The 19,178-nt window shown below is 58.2% G+C and carries 17 protein-coding genes, 1 rRNA gene and 1 pseudogene; 10 read left to right on the forward strand and 9 right to left on the reverse strand.

Annotated features, from left to right (window positions below):
- The first annotated feature begins 9 nt into the window (after nt 1–9).
- Nucleotides 10–125 (forward strand): 5S ribosomal RNA (rrf, locus tag Q6A51_RS22485).
- Between the two features lie 108 nt (nt 126–233).
- On the opposite strand, the gene Q6A51_RS22490 is transcribed toward rrf, so the two are convergent.
- The gene (locus Q6A51_RS22490) at nt 234–1,145 is read right to left on the reverse strand and encodes a LysR family transcriptional regulator (RefSeq protein WP_201006455.1); all 912 of its coding nucleotides are present in this window, start codon (nt 1,143–1,145) and stop codon (nt 234–236) included.
- A gap of 134 nt (nt 1,146–1,279) precedes the next feature.
- Here Q6A51_RS22490 and Q6A51_RS22495 point away from each other — a divergent pair, with 134 nt between their 5' ends.
- Both Q6A51_RS22495 and Q6A51_RS22500 read left to right on the forward strand, forming a co-directional pair.
- The gene (locus Q6A51_RS22495) at nt 1,280–2,335 is read left to right on the forward strand and encodes a tartrate dehydrogenase (protein WP_201006456.1); all 1,056 of its coding nucleotides are present in this window, start codon (nt 1,280–1,282) and stop codon (nt 2,333–2,335) included.
- Between the two features lie 92 nt (nt 2,336–2,427).
- On the forward strand, nt 2,428–3,759 hold the full coding sequence (locus Q6A51_RS22500) for a dicarboxylate/amino acid:cation symporter (protein WP_201006457.1): 1,332 nt from the start codon (nt 2,428–2,430) through the stop codon (nt 3,757–3,759).
- A 51-nt stretch (nt 3,760–3,810) separates the two neighbouring features.
- Here the strand turns inward: Q6A51_RS22500 and mksF are convergent, their stop codons facing one another.
- The 3 genes from mksF to mksB are packed head-to-tail and all read right to left on the reverse strand — an operon-like array spanning nt 3,811 to nt 8,580.
- Entirely contained in the window at nt 3,811–6,609 is a 2,799-nt protein-coding gene (mksF, locus tag Q6A51_RS22505) for an Mks condensin complex protein MksF (protein ID WP_304575776.1), read from the reverse strand.
- Nucleotides 6,606–7,310, reverse strand: a complete 705-nt coding sequence (gene mksE / locus Q6A51_RS22510; RefSeq protein WP_201006459.1) for an Mks condensin complex protein MksE — start codon at nt 7,308–7,310, stop codon at nt 6,606–6,608. The genes mksF and mksE overlap by 4 nt, the downstream gene beginning before the upstream one ends.
- The gene (gene mksB / locus Q6A51_RS22515) at nt 7,300–8,580 is read right to left on the reverse strand and encodes an Mks condensin complex protein MksB (RefSeq protein WP_201006460.1); all 1,281 of its coding nucleotides are present in this window, start codon (nt 8,578–8,580) and stop codon (nt 7,300–7,302) included. The genes mksE and mksB overlap by 11 nt, the downstream gene beginning before the upstream one ends.
- A 144-nt stretch (nt 8,581–8,724) precedes the next feature.
- On the opposite strand from mksB, the gene Q6A51_RS22520 reads away from it, so the two are divergent.
- From Q6A51_RS22520 to can, 3 genes are all read left to right on the forward strand, one after another.
- Complete coding sequence (locus Q6A51_RS22520) at nt 8,725–9,531, forward strand: energy transducer TonB (protein ID WP_304575777.1); 807 nt, start codon at nt 8,725–8,727, stop codon at nt 9,529–9,531.
- Entirely contained in the window at nt 9,524–9,976 is a 453-nt protein-coding gene (gene rimI, locus Q6A51_RS22525) for a ribosomal protein S18-alanine N-acetyltransferase (protein WP_025258550.1), read from the forward strand. Before Q6A51_RS22520 ends, rimI begins: the two co-directional genes overlap by 8 nt.
- A gap of 132 nt (nt 9,977–10,108) precedes the next feature.
- The gene (can, locus tag Q6A51_RS22530) at nt 10,109–10,744 is read left to right on the forward strand and encodes a carbonate dehydratase (RefSeq protein ID WP_201020081.1); all 636 of its coding nucleotides are present in this window, start codon (nt 10,109–10,111) and stop codon (nt 10,742–10,744) included.
- 54 nt (nt 10,745–10,798) lie between these two features.
- On the opposite strand, the gene Q6A51_RS27625 is transcribed toward can, so the two are convergent.
- The 3 genes and pseudogenes from Q6A51_RS27625 to Q6A51_RS22540 all read right to left on the reverse strand — a co-directional run bounded on the left by Q6A51_RS27625 (nt 10,799) and on the right by Q6A51_RS22540 (nt 13,241).
- The gene (locus tag Q6A51_RS27625) at nt 10,799–11,677 is read right to left on the reverse strand and encodes a methyl-accepting chemotaxis protein (RefSeq protein ID WP_375233837.1); all 879 of its coding nucleotides are present in this window, start codon (nt 11,675–11,677) and stop codon (nt 10,799–10,801) included.
- Nucleotides 11,678–11,881: 204 nt separating this feature from the next.
- A pseudogene (locus Q6A51_RS27630) lies at nt 11,882–12,472 on the reverse strand (MCP four helix bundle domain-containing protein); the annotation flags it as partial.
- Between the two features lie 115 nt (nt 12,473–12,587).
- Nucleotides 12,588–13,241 carry an HD domain-containing protein gene (locus Q6A51_RS22540; RefSeq protein ID WP_201020079.1) on the reverse strand — a complete coding sequence of 218 codons (654 nt, stop codon included), beginning with the start codon at nt 13,239–13,241 and terminating at the stop codon, nt 12,588–12,590.
- 175 nt (nt 13,242–13,416) lie between these two features.
- On the opposite strand from Q6A51_RS22540, the gene Q6A51_RS22545 reads away from it, so the two are divergent.
- The 4 genes from Q6A51_RS22545 (at nt 13,417) to Q6A51_RS22560 (ending at nt 16,192) form a co-directional block, all read left to right on the forward strand.
- Complete coding sequence (locus tag Q6A51_RS22545) at nt 13,417–13,758, forward strand: zinc ribbon domain-containing protein YjdM (RefSeq protein WP_201006468.1); 342 nt, start codon at nt 13,417–13,419, stop codon at nt 13,756–13,758.
- Between the two features lie 123 nt (nt 13,759–13,881).
- A complete protein-coding gene (locus Q6A51_RS22550) occupies nt 13,882–14,325 on the forward strand; it encodes a thiol-disulfide oxidoreductase DCC family protein (RefSeq protein WP_304575778.1) in 444 nt (147 codons plus the stop codon).
- Nucleotides 14,318–14,707 carry a DoxX-like family protein gene (locus tag Q6A51_RS22555; protein ID WP_304575779.1) on the forward strand — a complete coding sequence of 130 codons (390 nt, stop codon included), beginning with the start codon at nt 14,318–14,320 and terminating at the stop codon, nt 14,705–14,707. Before Q6A51_RS22550 ends, Q6A51_RS22555 begins: the two co-directional genes overlap by 8 nt.
- Before the next feature lie 276 nt (nt 14,708–14,983).
- Nucleotides 14,984–16,192, forward strand: coding sequence for a sugar transporter (locus Q6A51_RS22560; RefSeq protein WP_201006474.1), 1,209 nt, complete (start codon nt 14,984–14,986; stop codon nt 16,190–16,192).
- A 53-nt stretch (nt 16,193–16,245) separates the two neighbouring features.
- Here Q6A51_RS22560 and pcsA read toward each other — a convergent pair whose 3' ends face one another.
- The gene (gene pcsA, locus Q6A51_RS22565) at nt 16,246–16,965 is read right to left on the reverse strand and encodes a phosphatidylcholine synthase (protein WP_201020076.1); all 720 of its coding nucleotides are present in this window, start codon (nt 16,963–16,965) and stop codon (nt 16,246–16,248) included.
- A gap of 140 nt (nt 16,966–17,105) precedes the next feature.
- On the reverse strand, nt 17,106–19,121 hold the full coding sequence (locus tag Q6A51_RS22570) for a metallophosphoesterase family protein (protein WP_304575780.1): 2,016 nt from the start codon (nt 19,119–19,121) through the stop codon (nt 17,106–17,108).
- Nucleotides 19,122–19,178 lie beyond the last annotated feature (57 nt).

Below are 19,178 nucleotides of genomic sequence, written 5' to 3' on the forward strand. Positions count from 1 at the left end.
ACCGAATTTCTTGACGACCATAGAGCATTGGAACCACCTGATCCCATCCCGAACTCAGTAGTGAAACGATGCATCGCCGATGGTAGTGTGGGGTTTCCCCATGTGAGAGTAGGTCATCGTCAAGATTAAAATTCAGAACCCCCGTCTGCGAAAGCAGGTGGGGGTTTTGTCTTTGAGGCGATCAAAACATCGCACCTCACAGGACCGGATTTATCCGGGAAGAGGCCGGTGAGTCACTGCGCCTCGTCCAGATTGTCGATATGCCTGAATCGCTCCACCAGGAAATCAATCAAGCTGCGAACCCTCGCCGACAGATGCAACTGCTGTGGATAAACCGCATACACATCCGCCCGAGTCGGAGTCTGGTCCTCCAGCACCAGACGCAACCGGCCGCTGCGTACATACCGGGCGATATCCCATTCGGCCCTGAGCAATATTCCATAACCCTCCAGCGCCCAGTTCAAAGCCACCTCGCCGTCATTGCAGCCCAGCGCTCCACGTACCTTGATGTTCTGGGTTTTCCCGCCGTTGGTAAAACTCCACACGCCATGGGGCGTTTCGTTTTGCCTCAGGAAAATGCAGTTGTGCTGCTGTAGGTCCGACAAGCGTTGCGGCACGCCATGCCTTTCCAGATACAGCGGAGACGCACACAACAAACGACGGTTGGACGCGATCTTGCGAGCATGAAAAGCGGCATCCGGCAGTGTGCCAAAGCGGATGCCCAGGTCAAAACCGTGGGTAGCCAGATCCAGCGGGTGATCGGTGATTTCCAGCTGTATTTCCACTTCCGGGTAACGTGAAAAGAATGCTGCCAATGCCGGCCCGATATAGCGGCGCCCGAAGCCCAGCGATGCATTGACACGAATCAGCCCCTTTGGCGTGGCACGGCTGCTGCTGACCAACTGCTCGACTTCATCGATCTGGGTCAGGATGCGCGCCGCATGGGAGAAGTACAGCTCTCCCTCCGCCGTCAGGCTCATCGAGCGGGTGGTGCGATTTACCAGGCGTACGCCAAAACGGGCTTCCAGTGCGCTCAGCCGTTTGCTGACCGCTGGAGGCGTGATTCCAAGCTCTCTTGCCGTGGCGGCGAGGCTGCCCTGATTGGCCAGCAAGTAGAAAAAAGACAGGTCCAGAGTCTGATTCATTCGTAACTCAAGGTTATGGATGTAGTTATTTTGAGTAACTCACAGCTTTGTGCTCACTACATATACTCCGCTCACACCCTGCTGAACAGCCTGTTCAGCAGTACAACAAGAACGTATCAAGAGTGGAGTTGAACATGAGCGCATACAAGATTGCTGCAGTTCCAGGTGATGGCATCGGTGTGGAAGTGATTGCCGCAGGTGTCGAGGTTCTGCAAGCCCTGTCGAAAAAGTCCGGATTTGAAATCAACTTCAAGCACTTCGACTGGAACTCCGATAACTACCTGAAAAACGGTTACTACATTCCCGAAGGCGGTCTTGAGGAACTGAAAACGTTCGACGCCATTTTCTTTGGTGCAGTCGGTGCCCTGAACGTACCTGACCATATTTCCCTCTGGGGCCTGCGTTTGCCGATCTGCCAGGGTTTCGACCAATACGCCAACGTGCGTCCGGCTCGTGTGCTTCCCGGTGTCAAAAGCCCGCTGCATAACGGCGACCAGATCGACTGGGTCGTGGTGCGGGAAAACTCCGAAGGTGAATATTCCGGTAACGGTGGTCGTGTTCACCGTGGCCTGCCCGAAGAGGTCGCTACAGAGGTGTCGGTATTCACCCGCGCCGGTGTCGAGCGTATCCACCGTTTCGCCTTTGAACTGGCACAAAGCCGTCCACGCAAGCACCTGACCATGGTCACCAAGTCCAACGCCCAGCGTCACGGTATGGTGTTGTGGGACGAGATTTTCTATGAGGTTGCCAAGGACTTCCCGGACGTCAAGATCGACAAGGAACTGGTCGACGCCGTGACCACGCGCATGGTGCTCAAGCCTTCGACCCTGGACGTGATTGTCGCCACCAACCTGCATGCCGATATCCTGTCCGATCTGGCCGCAGCGTTGTCCGGCAGCCTGGGCATTGCGCCGACCGCCAACCTGAACCCGTCGCGCAAATTCCCTTCCATGTTCGAGCCGATCCACGGTTCTGCCTTCGACATCACCGGCAAAGGCGTTGCCAACCCGGTCGCGACCTTCTGGACCGCTGCCATGATGCTGGAACACCTGGGCGAAGCTGCTGCGGCCAAGCAGTTGATCTCGGCCATCGAAGCCGTGACCGAAAGCGGCCTGCACACACCTGACCTCGGCGGCAACGCCACCACCCGGCAAATCACCGATGCGGTGATCGAGCTGATCAATCGTTGATTCAAAGTAGTACTGCGGCATAACGCCAGGAGGGCGATCATCGATGCACCCCCTGGCATTTCCTGACAACAATAAAAAATCAGGGCCCCGTCATGAAAAGAATTCTCTCCAAGCTTTATGTACAAGTGCTTCTTGCCGTCATCCTCGGTGCCGTCGTCGGTGTGCTGGTTCCTGAAACCGGAACAGCGCTCAAGCCGCTTGGCGATGCCTTCATCAAACTGATCAAGATGCTGCTTGCGCCGGTGATCTTCCTGACCGTCGTGACCGGCATTGCACGTATGGAAAACATGAAAGAGTTGGGGCGCGTCGGTTTCCGCGCCCTGATCTATTTCGAGGTGGTATCGACCCTCGCTCTGGTCCTGGGCCTGATTGTCGTCGATGTGTTCAAGCCCGGAGCTGGCATGAACATCGATCCGGCCACGCTGGACACCTCCAGCCTCGCCACTTACACCACCGCAGCCAAGCACGCGACGTTCATGGACTTTGTCATGAACATCATCCCCGATACCATCGTGGATGCCTTCGCCAAGGGCAATGTGCTGCAAATCCTGCTGTTCTCGGTGCTGCTTGGCGTTGCCCTGGCGAATGTCGGTCCGCGTGGCAAGGCATTCGTCGACACGCTGGATAGCCTGATGCAAGGCATGTTCAAGATCGTCGGCATGGTGATGCGCCTGGCACCCATTGGTGCTTTCGGTGCGATTGCATTCACCATCGGCAAATATGGTTTCGGCTCGCTGTTTTCCCTGGGCAAGCTGATGGCCTGCGTCTACCTCACGTGCGCGGCCTTTGTGATCTTTGTGCTCGGTCCGATCTGCCGTTACAGCGGTTTCAGCCTGTGGAAATTCCTGCGCTTCATCAAGGAAGAGTTGTTCACAGTGTTGGGCACCAGTTCTTCGGAGTCGGTGTTGCCACAGATGATTTCCAAGATGGAGAAAGCCGGTGTTTCCAAACCGGTGGCCGGAATGATCATTCCGTCGGGCCTGACCTTCAACCCCGATGGGCAGGCGATCTATTACACCATCGCGGCGATTTTCATTGCTCAGGCGACCAACACACCGCTGACCCTGACCGATCAGTTGATCGTGCTCGCCGTGCTGATGTTCACATCCAAGGGCTCGGCTGGTGTGACCGGTTCCGGGTTCATTATTCTGGCCGCGACACTGGCATCGCTGGGGACCATTCCGGTTGCCGGCATGGTGTTGCTTTTGGGCGTGGATAGGTTCATGTCGGAAGCGCGGGCCATCACCAATACCATCGGCAATGGTGTCGGTACCATGGCAATCGCCAAGTGGGTGGGGGCTCTGGATACGGTGAAGATGAACAAGGCGCTCAATGGTGAGCCGGAGGAGATCAAGCCTGAAGCAGCGGCAACGACAACCGGAAATGTTGCCTTGCCAGGTCTGAAAGGCGCTCCCCAGATTTAAAGGAGCACCCTTCATGTTTCGGCGCTGTTATTCAGCCAGCGCCGGAGCTTCTTACTGTTTCACCTCTTCACGACGGCGGATGTACTTCCAGTCCGCCTCGTCGATGTAGATTCCGTTCGGACCGCTGCCGCCTTCAAGGTCGATGGCCACGTGGGCCGAGACTTGAGGTTTCACGCTCGCCAGAATCGGCACAAAGCCCAGTTGCAGACTGGTTTCCAGCAACGCTGCCTGGTTTTTCTCGTCGATGTCCGCCGCTTCATCCAGGTAGTACGGCAAACGTACGCGACCGGCCAGATCACGGTCCATCAAGTGCAGCAACAGGTACATGTTGGTCAGCGCCTTGATGGTCATGGTCGTACCGTTGGAAGCGGCACCGTCGATGTCGGTGTGGATAACCGGCTGGCCATGAACCTTGGTGATCTCGAACGCCAGCTCGAACAGGTCTTTCAACCCAAGCTGGTTGTGATTGGCGGCTACCAGTCGGGCCAGATATTCCTTGGCTTCTTCGTTCTTGTTGTCCTGCTCGGCGCTCTGACTCAGGTCGAACACGGACAGGGTTTCACCTTCTTCATACTGACCGGCGCTGTGGATAATCTGGTCGATATGCTTGAGGGCTTCCTTGTTCGGCGCAAGGACGATACGGAAGCTGGCCAGGTTGGAAACCTGTCGTTTGTTGATCTCGCGGTTGAACAGCGCCAACTGGTGCTCAAGGCTGTCGTAGTCGCTGCGGATATTGCGCAAGGTACGGGCAATGTCCGTCACCGCTGCACGACGGGCCTTGCCGAGGGTCAGGGCTTCGTCGGTCCGGTGCGCGTAGGCGTTGATCAACAGTTGCAGGCGACGCTCCACGTCTTCCTCGCTGTCGAACTTGGCAACACCCTTGAGGCGGACCTGCGCATAAAGCGCTTCGATCTGGCCATCGCTGCGCAGCAGGCTCTGCCAACTGTCCTGATAGTCATTGAGCAGCGGCAGCAGGTTATCCATGGAATCGTCTACCGGGTCCATGAACGGCGTACCGAATGGCATGTCCGCAGGCAGCAACTGACGGCGGCGTAGCGCGTCATCCAGTGTGCGTTGCTTGGCTTCCATATCGCCGATCTGGCGAGCGACCAGTTGCAGCTTGGCGGACAGTTGCTGGACGCGCTCGGTGAAGGCATCGCTGGAGCGTTTGAGTTCGTCCTGCGCCGCTTCCAGTTGTGCCAGCTCTTCATGCTTGCCGGCTTCTTCCGCGCTCAAAGTCTGGCAGCGACGGAAATCTTCCAGCGCCTTTTGAGCGTCCAGCACCTGTTGATACAAGGCTTCGGTCTGGGTCTTGCTGGCGGCGCGGTCGGCTGCGACGGCCTGCTGGGTTTTCAGTTGCTTGAGCTCTTTCTCCAGACGTTCTTTCTGATCGCGCAATGCGGCGCGGTCAGCCAGTGCCTGCAAGGCTGGCGGCTCGATATTCGACAGATTGATCGACAAGCCCGGTACCTGGAACTGGTCACCCTTGAAGCTATCGAGGATGGTTTCCAGAGACTTGACCCACGCATCGCCATCGTCCAGTGCAATGCCTTGCTCGCCCAGTGGCAGGCTGAACAGCGCGCTGTTGAACAGGCGCATCAAGCGCTCGACGTCCGGCTGCGAGAACTCTTCGCGCAGGCGGGCGTAGCTGTTGTTGTCGGCGTGGTCGAGTTGCTGTTTGACCGACTTCAGGCGTTTTTCCAGATCCCGCAGGCGCTCTTCCAGGTCCTCGGCGCTGAACTGCCGGGACTGGGCCAGAGCACCGGCCAGTTCGTCATGAGCATCCTTGGCGGCGAGCAACTGCTGCTCCAGCACCTTGACGTCATCGACCAGCGCGAAGCGGTTCTTGAGGACCGACAGCTCACCGATCCAGCGCTGAATGCTGCTGATTTCACGCTCCAGTCGCATCAGTTCCTGAGTGCTGTTGCGCTGGTCGTTCTGCATTTCATCCTGCTGGGCGCGGAAATGCTCGGCCTGGGTGACCAGCTCTTCCTTGCGGGCGCTGGAGTAGTCCGACCAGGTACCGAGCAACGAGTCCAGCAATGGCGACAGGCGATGCAGCTTGCCGCGCAGGATGTCGCGCTGCTTGACGCCAGCGGCCAGAGCTTCGACCAGCGGGCCGGCGAGCACCAGCGAGTTGTAGTCCTGCTCCATGCGCCGCACGTCGCGGAATGCTTCTTCGCAGGCCGCAATGTAATCGACGCTGCCGGAACGCAGGCTGTGCTCGAAAGCGTCCAGGAACAGTTGCTTGAGCTTGGCCGCAGTGATTTCGCGCATGTGCAGCAGGTTGATGAACAGGGCGCGGAAGGTCTTGAGGCTCTGTTCGCTGGTGGAGCGCAGTGGAATCAGCGTCAGGTCCAGCGGGATCGATGTGTGGCCGCCCACGAGCAGGCGGCGCAGTTCGTCCGGTTTCAATTCGTAGGCTTTCAGGCCTTTGCTTTCCAGGTTGCTGAACAGCTCTTTCTGGCGAAGGCAGGTATCGTTCTTCTGGTAATGGCCCAGGTCCAGTTCACCGGCATAGGCGAAGAACTGGTGCCCGAAGCCGCCCCCCGGGCCGCGACCGACGACGCCGATCACATGCGGGCCGTGGGGCAGGGCGACTTCCACCAGAATGTAACTGGTGTCCGAGGCGAAGTAGAAACGACGCGACTGCTCCAGGCTGTACTTGCCGAAGCTCATGTCCGACATGCGCGCCAGGATCGGGAACTGCAAGGCGTTGATCGAAGCACTCTTGCCCAGGTTGTTCGCGCCGTAGACCGACAGCGGGTTTTCCAGCGGGAACAGACCCAGGCTGTAGCCAGCGGTGTTCAGCAGGGCAAAACGGCGAATGCCATAACGTTCCTGGCTCATGCGCCCATCTCCTGTTGTTCTTCAGCGATTGCGCGGGCCAGGGCCTGCTCCTCGGTTTCTTCGTCGAATTCGGCCAGATCCAGAGGGTCATCGGTTTGCAGCAGTTTTTCGTCGCTGTCGTCATCGATCAGGATCGGCGTCGGCAGAGGCAGGTCGCTGTGCAGGCTGGCTGCCAGGTCACGGTCCTGCTGTACCGACAGGCACACATCAAGGAAGCGGTGCATCGGCGGCAGGAAGCGATAGATGCCCACTTCTTCGCTGGCAAAACCCAGTTGGGTCATGCGGCGCATGATCTTCTCTTCGAGTTCTTCCTGGGTCTGGACTTCGGCCTGCAGGAACAGGTCGCGGTATTTATCCAGCATCGAAGGCAGCTCATCGCGGCCCAGAGTACCGCCGTCGAGCACAGCCATCGGGTCGCGACCCTGGTCGGCCAGGTGTTCGACGAGGATGAAGGTGAACAGGGCCAGACGCTGCGCAGTCTTGTTCACCTGCGCCGCGGCCAGCTCCGGAACGAAGTAGTAGAAGCCACGGGTATCGCAGATCAGCTCGAAACCCAGCGCCTTGAACAGTGTGCGGTACTGGTCCTGGGCATTGGAAAGCTGGGCATACAGCTCAGGGTCGCGGCGGCTGATGTGATAGCCCTTGAACAGCTCGCGAAAGATCGGCGCAAGCTGGGACATTTCGGAAAGATCAAGATGCATGAAGGGGGCTCTCGGAATTCTCTGGCTGCTCGTCTCGGGTCGAGAGCAGGGCGAAGGAGCGCAGGCTGACGCGGTGCTCCTGAGTGAAATACTCGCGACGCTCCAGGCGTTCACGGGCGAAGCGCTTGTCACGGGACAGGCGCGAGAACCAGTACAGCAACTCGTCGGTTGCGCCGTTGGGTTCCTGCTCCAGCAGCCAGACCATCAGGTCCGGCATGGGCAGAGCGTCTTCGCAGCGCTCGAGCATTTCCTTGACGGTACGCGGTGCCTGGGGCGGTACGCCCTTGCGTGCGGTGCCGCTGGCCTTGGGGAATTTTGCGGGTTTGGGTTCAAAGCGCGCCAATGCATAGACATAAGCCTCGACCTGGCTGGCGCTGCCCAGAAACGTGCTCTGCGGACGAGTGAACATCGGCATCGCCGCTTGCGGGACAGCATCCAGCCCTTTGCGGCGAATGGCCGACAAGGCCAGCGCGGCGCCACGGGTCACGGCGTTGTGGCGACGTGCTTCTTCGCGCAACGGCAGCAGCAACTCCCGTGCATGACGCAGGGTGAGCTGGGCGCTGGTCTGCATCTCCAGGATGCGCGCATGGGTGCGCAGCAACATGTCGTCGTCCACCAGATGGCCAAGACGTTGCTGCTCGGTCAGCAGGCGCAACAGCACGTTCTCGACCTTGCGCACGCCTTGCTCGAATGCACCGTCGGCGTTCACCAGTTGAATCATCGGCTCGACGTATTCGTCCCAGGTGGCCAGCACCTCGGCGTAGCGCTGGCGCAAGGGAATCTGGCGGTCGCTGGTCTTGGCCCGATCGGCCACGGCCACGAGTGCCTGTTCGTCGTTGGCGAGTTTTTTAAGGACATCGCGCACGCGCATGTCCAGCAGGCGCAACTGGCGGGCCAGATCGTTGGCGTCGCGAATGTCGAAGGCATCCTGGATGTAACCGGCCAGTCGCTCCAGATGGCGCAGATAGGCTTCGATCTCCAGGCACAGCCCCAGACGGTGCTCGCGGCGCAGATAGGACAGGAAGTCGTGGATCTGCGCATTGAGCTCGAAACGGTTCGGGCTTTTGGCGACAGGCACCAGAATGTCCAGACGAATCCACACATCCAGCAGGTTGGTGATGTCTTGCGGTGTGCTGTCCAGCTGCTGAGCGGCCAGTTGCAGACGCAGTTCGCTCAGGCTCAGCGTGCCTTGGTCGAAGTGTTCGCATAAAGGCTCGAGTAGCGCCCAGTGCTCGGCAAGGGCGCGCAGGACGCGCTTGGGTTCGATCATTGGTAGGCCGACTGTTGGCAAATGAAAAACAGCGATTGTACTGCATCAGCCACTGAAGATTTCACCTACCGGCGATCAACTGCGGCGCGAATCTGCGAAGAGCGCTAGAATTGCGCGCTTAACTTATCCACAGGTGGCCGACCTTTGCTGAACGAGTCCCGTCGCCGCGCCTATTTGACTGCCATGCAGGTGGTCAACTGGCTGCCGCGCACTGAACTGCCTTTCGCTGCTCCGTCTCGCCCGGAGCTGCTTGCTCCGTTGCCGGTCGAGGTCGAAAGTGTTGCGCCTGTCGTGCCTGAAGCGCCGGTTGCCGCCCCGTCTCCGGTGGCGCCAGGTGCCGTGCCGGTTGCGCGTCAGGTCGAGCGGCCGAAGATCGAAGTGCCGCGCCCATCGTCAGCCAGCAAAAGCGCTCCGGTGGTTGCAGCAGAAGAGGCCGAGGCTGCGCCGCCGGTCAAGGCAGTTGTCGTGCCGCCTCCGCGTTTCTCCTTGCAATTGCTGCGTGCCGGGCGTTGCTTGCTGCTGGTTGAGCTGCCTACCGGGCAGCCATTCCAGAGTCGCGATCCTGCCTATCTGTTGCTCAAGGACATGCTGCGCGCTGCCGGTTTACCCGATAGCCCGCAGATTATCGGCGAGCCTGTGCGCTGGCCGTTGCTGGTTCGCGGCAACATGGATCAAGGGCCTGACGCGGCGCGTGACTTTGTGCAGGGCTTTGTCGCTGCTCGCCTTGAGGACGAACCCTGTGCCTGTCTGTGGCTGATTGGCCAGCCCGCCGTGCGCTTTGCCGGTGAGGTCGAAGTCGAAGCTTTTAACCGTGAACTGCAAGTCGAGGGGCTGGGCGCTGCATGGGCGCTACCAGGCCTGGAATTACTGATGGACGAGCCGCATCGCAAGGCGGACGTCTGGCAAGCCATGCGTCGGCTGATGGCGCGCTGGAAATCCATAGATGAGTGACGCAATAACCTTCCGCCCCATGACCGAAGCCGATCTTGATGCCGTATTGAAGATCGAGTACGCCGCCTTCAGTCATCCCTGGACGCGAGGCATATTTCTCGAAGGCCTGAAATCGTATGACATCTGGCTGATGTTCGAGGGCGCGCAGCAGGTGGGACATGGTGTCATTCAGGTCATCATCGATGAAGCGCATCTGCTCAACATTACCGTCAAGCCAGAAAGCCAGGGCCGAGGCCTGGGTTTGCGTCTGCTTGATCACCTGATGAAGCGTGCCTACGAGCTCAACGGTCGTGAGTGTTTCCTGGAATTGCGCGACAGCAATCGAGCCGCCTATCGGTTGTATGAAAACTATGGTTTCAACGAGATCGGTCGACGCCGCGATTACTATCCGGCAGTGGGTGGTCGCGAAGATGCGGTGGTGATGGCCTGCACGCTTCTGGAATAGCTGTGTCGTCGATCACAACTTTGACGCTTTTTCGGTTTTTGCGCTAAACCGGCGAAAAGTCGTGATGTTGCCGCGTGACTTGCGCAGAGGGTCGCCAGTCAAAGTTGGGCATCATTATCGAGGCGTCATAGCATGAACGATCTACAAGACCTGATTGATAACAACGAGCGTTGGGCCGATGCGATCAAACAGGAAGACCCTGAGTTCTTCGCCAAGCTGGCTCGCCAGCAAACCCCGGAATATCTTTGGATCGGCTGCTCGGATGCGCGCGTTCCCGCCAACGAGATCGTAGGCATGTTGCCTGGCGATCTGTTCGTACACCGCAACGTGGCCAACGTTGTGTTGCACACTGACCTGAACTGCCTGTCAGTCATTCAGTACGCGGTTGATGTACTGAAGGTCAAACACATCCTCGTGACCGGGCACTATGGTTGCGGTGGTGTGCGAGCTTCCATGCAGGACCGCCAGTTTGGCCTGATCGATGGCTGGTTGCGTACGATTCGCGACCTGTATTACGAAAAGCGTGAAGAGTTGGCGAAACTGCCGACCGAGGAAGAACAGGTTGATCGCCTGTGCGAACTCAACGTGATTCAGCAGGTGGCCAACGTCGGCCATACCAGCATCGTGCAGAACGCCTGGCATCGTGGGCAAAGCCTTTCGGTACACGGCTGTATCTATGGCATCAAGGATGGCCGCTGGAAAAGTCTGAACACCACCATCAGCGGCCCAGAGCAATTGCCACCGCAATATCGCCTGCGTCCTCTGTAACCCCGTAGGAGCGAATTCATTCGCGAATGAATTCGCTCCTACGGCGGTGTGCTCTTAGAGCACAAACCTCTGCACCATCATGTTCAGATCCGTAGCCAGCATCGACAATGCGTTGCTGGCTACGGTTGTCTGTTGAGCGCCGGAAGCCGTCTGGCTGGACAGGTCGCGAATACTGCTCAGGTTGCGATCCACTTCACCGGCCACTTGTGCCTGTTGTTCGGCTGCGCTGGCGATCATCAGGTTGCGGTCGTTGATGGTGGTGGTCGAGCTGATGATCACCGTCAGGGCTTCACCCGTTGCAGCTGCCTGTTCCAGTGTCTGGTTGGCCTGGGTCGCGGTGTGGCGCAGGGCGTTTGCCGTTTCCTGAGTGCTTTGTTGAACACCGTTGATCAACCCTTCGATTTCCGTTGTCGAGGCGCTGGTACGTTGCGCCAGGGAACGGACTTCATCAGCGACGACTGCGAATCCACGACCGGCTTCACCGGCTCTTGCTGCCTCGATGGCCGCGTTGAGCGCCAGCAGGTTGGTCTGGTTGGCGATGGCGCGAATCACATCGAGAATGCTGCTGATGTTCTGGGTCCGTTCGGCCAGCCCTTCTGCCTGATGGGATGAGTCCAGCACATTGCTGGTCAGTTCCTTGATCGAACTGATGGTGGCCGACAAGCGATCCCGACCTTGTGCCGCCGCCTGATTGGAGGCTTCCGACTCGGTCACGGTATTGCTGGCATTGCCCGCTACTTCTACCGCTGCCTGGCTCATCTGATTGACGGCGACGGCGGCCTGCTCGATTTCATTGTTTTGCATCTGCAGGTTGAGCGCGCTCGCTTCGGCGATGGTGCCCATTTCCTGTACCGACTGGGATAACTGGGTCGCGGCTGCGTAAATCTGGTCGATGGTGCCATGCAGGTTGCTGCGCATGCGCCCTAGCATCATGAGCAGTTGCGCGGGTTCGTCCTTGCCTTGAGGAATGGTCTGTTCGGTCAGGTCGCCATCGGCGATGGTATTGGCAATGTGCAGGGCATAGCGCACTGGATGGATGATGCTCACGCTCAGGCGCCACGCCAGCAGCAGGGTCAGCGCCAAGGCCAGTCCGATGGCGCTCAGGGCGATAATGCGCGTCTGGTTGTAGCTGGCGCTGGCGGCTTCGACGGCAGCGGCTGCACTTTGTTTGTTGAGTTCGCGCAGCAGTTGCACCTGCATGTCCATCAGGTCGCCTTGCAGGGCCAGCATGGTGTTGGAAAGCATCCGCGCTTCGTCCAGCTTGCGTTGCTCGATAAGCCCTATTTCGTCCTGCAGGCCGGGCATGAATGCGTTATAGGCCTCCTGCAAGGCGATGATCGAATCATGCTCGGTGCCTGCGGGCACACGGGCCAGATAGTCCGTGAAGCCTTTTTCGACCTCATTCTTGAGTTGCTCGACGTTGATCTTGCTGTTGATCACCGCGCCGGGATCATCGGCATTGGCAATCAGTCGAGTGGTTTCGCTGCGCAGCTTCACCAGGTTGATCGCAATCGCATCGGCCATTGCAATACTGGGCAATGCACCGCTTTCCACCGCTTCTCCCTGATTGCGAATGTCCTGCATCTGAAACAGGCAGAAAGCTCCCAGCGCAACCATCAGCAATGAGGTGATACCAAAGCACAGTACCAGGCGCGAAGTGATCTTGAAGCGTCGCAATACCGTCGTTCTGGATTGCTGGCGCAAAAAACGAGGCAGGAATTTTTTCACAGCAAACAACCCCTATAGGCGGCATTTCGGAGAGCCGTTTATAAGGCAGTTGTGTGATGCCTTTATGACATCCATTGGCGCTTGGCAGTTTTGACGTCAAGAATCTGCGATGTATTCAGGGGGCGCCGATTTCCTCCATCAACTCGTCCAGAAACCGCTTCAACCGTTTATGCCTGACCTGCGCCATTTGCGTGCCGGTACGGGTCTGGAAACCATCGGCCAGATGCAGCAGTTTGGTGTGGAAATGATCGACAGCAAAATGCTTGTCGTCATAGGGGCGCTCGGCAGCCTGAGGGTCCTGCGAGTCATAGAGATAGCTGCCCATTCGTCCCGATACATAGAACACACGGGCCACGCCTACCATGCCCATGGCGTCGAGCCGGTCTGCATCCTGCAGGATTCTGGCTTCAAGTGTCACAGGCGTAATGGCTGCCGAAAAACTGTGGGCTTCGATGGCATGGGCAACGGCGGCGATTCGTGTCTCGTCCCAACCTGTTTCGGTCAGCAGCTCGGTGGCCCTGGCGGCTGCCAGCCGTGAGGCGCTGGCGCGAAAGGGAGAATTCTTTTCGACCGAGACACAGTCATGCAGCAAGGTCGCGGCCAGCAGGATTTCCTGATCCCCGCCTTCATGGTCGCGAATGGCGCAGACGTTCTTCCAGACCCGCAACAAGTGAGAGATATCGTGTGAACCATCGAACCTCTTCGCTTGAGTGTGCGGGATAAGCCGCCTGGCGAAGTCCTGAAAAGGGGCGAAACCGGCGTATGTCATTGATGAAATCCTGAAGTGACTTGTACAAGTAAAGCATCCTCTGCAAGGACGTTCGACAGGCCCTGCGTTCTTTGCGGGCTATCGCGCAAACAAGGGCACCGATGGTCATCCCCCTAAAAATGGAAAAACCCTTTATAATCCATGGTTTTTCCCCACCTTCGATGTGAGAAACGCTGTGAGCTTACCGTCCTGCCCGAAATGCAATTCCGAGTACACCTACGAAGACGGCACAATGCTGGTCTGCCCGGAATGCGCCCATGAGTGGTCTGCTGGTGGTGACAGCGCAGAGTCTTCCGATGATGTGAAAGTCATCAAGGATTCCACCGGCAATGTGCTGCAGGACGGCGACACCATCACCGTGATCAAGGACCTGAAGGTCAAGGGCTCTTCGCTGGTGGTCAAGGTCGGCACCAAGGTCAAGAACATCCGTCTGGTGGACGGCGACCACGATATCGACTGCAAGATCGACGGCATCGGCGCCATGAAACTGAAGTCCGAGTTCGTCCGCAAGGTCTGAGTCCTGCTGCATCGCTTGATCTGAACGCCTCGCCGGTTGCTTCCCGACCGCGAGGCGTTTGTGTTTTCAGGTTCTTTTACAGCACGCTAGGGTAGAGTGACGGTTCTTCAAGGAGAGAACCTTATGCCTTCAACCCCAGCGCCTTACTTGCAGGTCGATGAGTGCGTCGTGCTGTTCGATGGCGTATGTAAACTGTGCAACGGCTGGGCGAAGTTTCTCATTCGTCACGACACGTCCCGACGGATTCGACTGGCCGCCGTGCAGTCCGCTGAAGGGCAGGCGCTGCTGAAGTGGGCGGGTTTGCCGGTCGATCAATTCGACACCATGGCGGTGATCGTCAATGACCGTCTGTTTCTGCGTTCGGACGCCTTTTTGCAAGTCATGCGACAGATGCCGGCTCCGTGGTCCTGGCTGATCGTGTTACGCATTGTTCCGCGTTTTTTGCGGGATTGGGGGTACGACCGCATTGCCTTGAATCGTTATCGCCTGTTTGGCCGTTACGACAGTTGCCTGCTGCCGACGGCTGACCATGAGCAACGGTTCCTCAAGGCTACGGCCCATGAGTGAGTTGCAACGCATTGCCTGGGTCGCCCGTGCCGGTCTGGCATTGATGTTTTTCTACCATGGGTTGGTGCCGAAGATCCTGTGGCTCAGCCCTGGCGAACTGGAGATGATCCAGGCCCATGGTTTCGCTGATGCACGCTGGGTGGCCTGGTTGAGCGGTGCTGCGGAGATCGGGCTGGCGATCTGCTTGATCTCGGGGTATTTCAAGCGAGCCTCCGTGATTGTCAGTGCGCTCGTTCTGGCCGGATTGTTGATCGATGTGGCTCTTGTCAGCCCTCACTTGCTTGTTCAGGCTTTCAATCCGGTTTCCCTTAATGGCGCCGGCCTTGCCCTGTGCGCGGTGGCCTGGCTTGCCGAGCATCCGCAGCGACAGCAGACAGGCTGAACGCTACCGGCTGTCACCGCACAGGCTCAGGACCTGTCGACGTGTTGTGATCCATGCGTTGCAGACGTAGAATTCGCGGCATCTGGTTGTATCCCCCATACCCACAATAATCCACATCGCACGCTGCGCTCGTTCATCCATTCACGAGCGGGGCGTTTCTGCGTTTGTTATCCGGTGGGGGCGGGCCTGATTTTTCTGTACAGGTGCCATGCGTGTTGCATATGCATGGCGAACGACCCGAGGGTCGGAATACTCCTTGAGCGTTGCACATTCTTGATGAATACACCCCCAGAGGTTCGTACCGGTAGCTGGCTTGGCGTGATTGCCCTGGCGCTTGCTGCCTTTATTTTCAATACGACCGAATTCGTCCCTATCGGCTTGCTGAGCAATATTGGCGAAAGTTTCGATATGACCACGGCTCAAGTCGGCCTGATGCTGACGATCTATGCCTGGGTCGTTTCGCTGATGTCTCTGCCGATGATGCTGATCACTCGCAACATCGAGCGGCGCAAGTTACTGATCTGCATCTTCATGCTGTTTGTCGTGAGCCATATTCTCTCGGCCACGGCCTCAAGCTTTGGTGTGCTGCTGATCAGTCGTGTCGGGATTGCCTTCGCTCACGCGATTTTCTGGTCGATCACCGCATCGCTTGCCGTGCGCATTGCGCCGCCGGGCAAGCAGGTCCAGGCGTTGGGGTTGCTGGCAACCGGTACTTCGCTGGCGATGGTTCTGGGGATTCCGTTGGGCCGCGTATTGGGCGAGGCGCTGGGGTGGCGCACGACCTTCATGGGGATTGCCGGGATTTCCGCACTGACGGTATTGCTGCTGAGCCGCACGCTGCCATTGTTGCCCAGCCAGAACTCCGGCTCGCTCAGAAGCCTGCCAATCCTGTTCAAGCGTCCACGGCTGGTGGCGATCTATGTACTGACCGCTACCGTGGTCACTGCGCACTTCACCGCTTATAGCTACATCGAACCCTTTGCCCAGACAGTGGCGCATTTGAGTGGCGAGATGACGACCTTGTTGCTGCTGTTGGCTGGCGGCGCGGGGATCATCGGCTCCATCGTGTTCAGTCTGTTCAGCAGTCGCTTCCCGAATGGCCTGTTGATCGCATCTATCACGCTGGTGGCGCTGTGCTTGTTGATGCTGTTGCCGTTTTCGAGTCAGGCAGCCGCCCTCGGTTCGTTGAGCGTTGTGTGGGGCATGGCCATGATGTGCTTCGGGCTGCTGTTGCAGGCGAGAGTCCTGACTCTGGCTCCGGATGCCACCGACGTGGCGATGTCCCTGTTCTCGGGCATCTTCAATATCGGTATCGGCGGTGGTGCCTTGCTGGGCAGCGTGGTCAGCAGCCAGTTGGGCGTTGCAAATGTCGGGATCGTAGGCGGTCTGGTAGCCGTTGGCGGGTTACTGCTGTGCTGCGTGAGCACTTATCTCTTCAGCAAGCAGGACTCTACTGCGGCGTTGCAGGCCAACAGCAAGTGTTGAGCTGATCGGGGCTGTTGAAACGTTAACAGCCCCTGCGTTTCCTTCCTTCTGACTCAGGCCTTGAGCCTGCCCAGCCATTCCAGGGAAGTTCTCCAGATACAGATCCCCATGAAATAGGCTGACATGGCGAACCACAACCCCATGATCAAAGGACCATTGTGGGGGTGGTTGATGATCAGCGAAGCACTGCACAGCAACCAGACCGTGGTGACGGCGATATTGATCGGCATGAACTTGCGTACGCGAAACGGATGCAGGAATTTCATCCGGGTCAGCGTCAGCAGTGCCAGCCCGACAATGGTGAGGAACGTCACCCAGGGCGTCGGCGAAAGGATATACAGACTCAGGGCGACGACGTTCCAGGCGGCCGGGAAGCCCTGGAAATAGTTGTCCTTGCTTTTCATGTCCACGTTGCAGAAGCAGAACAGCGACGAGACCAGAATGATCGATATGCTTAACAGCAAGGTGAATTCCGGCAGCGGAATATAGCGGTAGATGAACAGTGCCGGGATAAAGACGTAGGTCAGGTAATCGATCACCAGATCCAGTGCCGAGCCATCGAAGTGCGGCAGTACCGAGTGAGTGTTGACCTTGCGCGCCAGCGAGCCGTCGACACCGTCCACGATCAGGGCGACACCCAGCCAGAGCAGGCAGGCCTTGGGTTCATTGTTGAACAGGGCAATTGTTGCCAGAAACGCAAGGACTACGCCTGTGGCGGTAAAGCCGTGAGCGCCCCATGCGTTAAGTCTGGCTATGCGTTGATTGGTTATCACGGGACGCTCTCCAGAAAGTAATGCGTGTCAGTGTTACAAACCTGACCCTTACAGACGGTGTGAAAACGGAGCATGGCCGAGTGCAGAAATTTTCACACAATCTGGTTAGCTATTATCGACCCGGCAATCGCCGATAAGGTTCAGCGGTGACTATCGCTCGTTTTCCTGTCATTTTCCAGAAAACTGCTATCCGCCGTGGACCGCTGGTCTTTGTATTCTTCGGGTTCGACGAAACAGGTAGGCGCAGAACCATCGGCATTGAGCTGATTGATCAGGACCGGCTGGCCTTGGTCATTGAAGAAAACCTGACCGATCCCTGCCGAATTCCATAACCGCTCACCGGCCTTGCTGTGCTGCGGCGTGCGCGGGATGACTTTCATACGCCGACGTTTGGTGAACCAGTTGAGAGGGGAGCGCGGCGAGTAGAGCCAGCGGTTCAGGCGATCAAAGGTATCGAGCAGGCGACGGGGAAACTCGTTCTTGATACCGCTGCTGGTGATCTGCCAGATGCGTGGCCCACCGCTGCGCTTGCGAATGAGGATTTCGTAGACGAACGAATAATGCACGTCTCCTGAAAGGATGACGTAATTGCCCGGCGTCCTGGAATGACCAAAGATATTGAGAATGACCTGCGCGGCCCCCCGATGCGCCATCCAGTTTTCCGCATCCACCAGCAACGGATAACCGAGCCAGCTGAACACCCGCTGGATGGCCTCTATCAGCTTGACCCCGAACACGGGTGCTGGCGACACGATGATTGCGGCCTTGTGGTCGAGCAACTCCTGCTGCAGTTCGCTGAGCGCTTCCCAGTCCATCAGGCCTGAGGGCTGACTGAAGTTCCACTCACTGCGCCAGCGCCGGGTGCGGGTATCGAGCACCACCAGTGCCGGGCTGGTAGGTAAAACGTAGTGCCATTGCTGGAAGTGCAGCAGTTTGTCGATCACTGCATCCTGGGTCTTGCTGGCCCAGCGATTGTCATGATCCTTGATCTCGGTGCTCAACGTCTCGACCTGCTGGATCAGATCATCAAGCGCATCGGGGTTGTTGCCCCAGCCCTGACACAGCAGATAAGCGAGCAGGGCGTTACCGATGATGCGTTTGGAGAACGGATGGCCGTAGGCGCTTTCTTCCCAATTGGCCGACAGGTTCCAGTCATCGGTGATGTCATGGTCATCGAAAATCATCATGCACGGGAGATGCGCCATCGCTCGTGCAGCGCCACCCAGGCTGTTTCTGAAATCGTCGATCAGGTGCTGCTCTCTGGCATAGCGTTCACGCTGTTCGGCGTCGAGCTTGGGCATGTCCGGTTCGATCAGCGTCCAGGGTGTTGGCGACCAGACCAGCAGATACATTGCCATGACTTCAGCCAGCGTGACCAGGTGGTTATCCGCCGAGCTGCTGGTGAAAACCGGCTTGCTGACACCGCCAAAGAACCGCTCGCGCAGAGTGTCGTTGCTCTTGAGGGCTGGCAGCAGATCGGCGCGCTGGTAATAGCTGGCCGGATGCTGATAAAGATCGACGCTGTCATCGACCACCGCGCCTTCAAGCCGCTCCCCGAACAGGCCAAGGCGTTCGATCAAGACATGAATTGCACGCAGCATGGGGCCAGCAACGTCATCGGCGTAAACCTGATCGCCGCTCATCATCAGCAGTGCCGGGCGATCCAGCGGATCTTTGGCATCGGCCAGCAGACGATCGACACACAACAGGCCTTCGGCAGCAGGATGATGTGGCTTGCGGCATGAGCCGTGAAGCATGTGGTCGACCTTGCTGCGCACCACAAAACTGGGGCTGCTGGTGTCGGCGTACAGCAAATGAGGTGCCCAGTCGGCGATGCCGCTGTGTCGTTCGTCATCGATCAACAGGTCGTAATCGATCAATACATCCTTGGGCAGCTCGGTATCCAGCTTCACGTCAATCAGATGCACAAAGGCATGACGGCCTACGGCTATGACCTTGCACTGCCCGGCATCGAGGGGATAGTCCGTGCAGGTTCGTGCCCCGTTGGCGTCGGTAAATTGCAGGCGCAAGGTCAGTGAAAGCGCTCGTGACCCTGTCAGCCATAGCACCAGACGGTTTGCTTCCTGACGACGCAAGAGAGGGCCAGCGAGTACAGCGGGTAGGGGTGGAAGCTTTTCGGCGGGGGGTACGGACATCCTGGGTTCAGGCTCTGACTGAATTTCGACCAGAAATGGTAACGCAGGCTGTGTGAA

The sequence above is a fragment of the Pseudomonas serbiensis genome, assembly GCF_030580745.1.
Classification (GTDB): Bacteria; Pseudomonadota; Gammaproteobacteria; order Pseudomonadales; family Pseudomonadaceae; genus Aquipseudomonas; species Aquipseudomonas serbiensis.